The 1583-nt window shown below is 70.2% G+C and carries 1 protein-coding gene; it reads right to left on the bottom strand.

The genetic code is table 11. The features are described from left to right. Positions 1–10 precede the first annotated feature (10 nt). Positions 11–1456 (bottom strand): NF041680 family putative transposase, encoded by a 1446-nt coding sequence (locus ACWCXH_RS39880; RefSeq protein WP_449806410.1) that lies wholly within the window; start codon positions 1454–1456, stop codon positions 11–13. Positions 1457–1583 lie beyond the last annotated feature (127 nt).

The raw sequence follows: 1583 nt of genomic DNA, 5'->3' as shown, positions 1-1583 counted from the left end.
AGCTTGGCGTTTAACCTCGCTGCGCTTGGTGTTCCTTGATCGACTCGGCGCGTTTCACGGACTTGCCGACGTCGTGGTGCTTGGCGCGGCGCTTGTTCTTCGAGCCTGCGGGCCGTCCAGGCCCTGGTCGGGATGGTTTCGGTGCGGACGCCGGACGGGCCGTGGTCGCGCGGATGTTGCGAAACCCCCGCCGGACCCGGGCGGGGGTCAGACGGCGGGGCCCGGCCGGCCGTTCCCAGGGCCGGCGTAGGTCCTCGGCGAGCGGGCGGGCGAGACGGAGCTGGGTGTGGGCGGCGATGACCAGCCAGGTCCACAGGTCGGCGCTGTCGGCGTGGCGGATCTTCGGAGCGGTCCAGCCGAGGGTCTGTTTCATCAGCCTGAAGGTGTGTTCGAGATCGAATCTGCGGAGGAACGCCTGCCACCAGCGGTCCACGTCCGCCGGTGCGGCGGCGGTTGCCGAGACCCAGAGCCAGACCGGCTTCGGGTCGCGGTCACCCGGCAGACGCTCCACCTTCAGGCGCATCAACGTGCCGTGCAGGACGGGCAGTTCCTCCTCGGCCAGGTCCAGCCAGGGGCCGCGGTGGGTGAGCCGGGGATGCATCCGGTCCCAGGCCATCGCCTCGGCCTTGCCATAGCGGGTGGAGTCGGTGACCGTGGTGACCTCGGGTTCGTGCCAGCTGTCGGGCCGGGCGAAGGACAGGACGCCGCCGTGCTTGCGAGGCCGGCCGCCCTTCGGGCCGGAGCGGGCAGGCCCGGCATCGCGGAGCATCACGCGGTCCGAGCGCAGTCTCCCGACCAGCACGACCGGCAGGTCCGCCAGCGCATGAGAGAGGTAGGCGACGTCGTAGCCGGAGTCCATGACGACCCAGATCTCGGGGTCGTCATCGTGCCATTGCCCGGCCTGTATCAACCTGGTTACCACATCGCGGAGTTGGTCGGCGGTGACGGCGGTCGCGTCGTCCGCCTGTCCGAGGCGCACGGCGTCCAGCAGCGCGGTCCAGGAGGTCCGGCCGGTCTCCAGGGCCGCGACGAAGGAGTACGGCCAGCCGGGAACGAACTGGTCCTTGCTGCGGTCCCCGCGCCCGTAGACGTGGCAGAACAGCCGGTCATCGCTGGTGGGGGCGTCGGGCCGGAGCCAGTTGCTCACGTCGACGGCCAGTACGATCCGCCCGTCGGCCGCGCGGGGCAGCGGCAGGCCGGCCAGGGCACGGCGCAGGCGGGCGGGCTCGCACCAGCCCCGGTCCAGCGCGGCGTACAGGGCTCCGTGCCCGCGCCGGTGCTCGAGGGCCAGCGACAGTTCGACCAGCGTCTTCACCGGCCCGTCCGTACACAGCACCGCATCGGTGAGCTCGAAGAGCGCGTCCTGGCGGGCGTAAAGGCAGTCGTAGAACTCGACCCGAAAGCGGGACAAGACGTCCAATGCCGCGCTTCCGGACGCATCGACTGGGAGACTCATAGGCAGCGGCCGTTCTCTCGTGCTTCGTGACTCGACATCTCGAAGCGTGGAGAACGGCCGCCTCCGCTGTCTCGGGAAGAACCGCAGATCAGCAGGTCGGGTGACCTGCGAGGTTAAACGTCAAGCT

This window comes from Kitasatospora sp. NPDC001660, assembly GCF_053596725.1.
Note: the sequence above shows the minus strand (reverse complement) of the source record. Positions and strands in the feature narration are given on the sequence as shown.

What these genes read in the sequence shown, in the direction of transcription:
- ACWCXH_RS39880 (WP_449806410.1), bottom strand. Translation starts at nt 1,456, where the DNA reads ATGAGTCTCCCAGTCGATGCGTCCGGAAGCGCGGCATTGGACGTCTTG.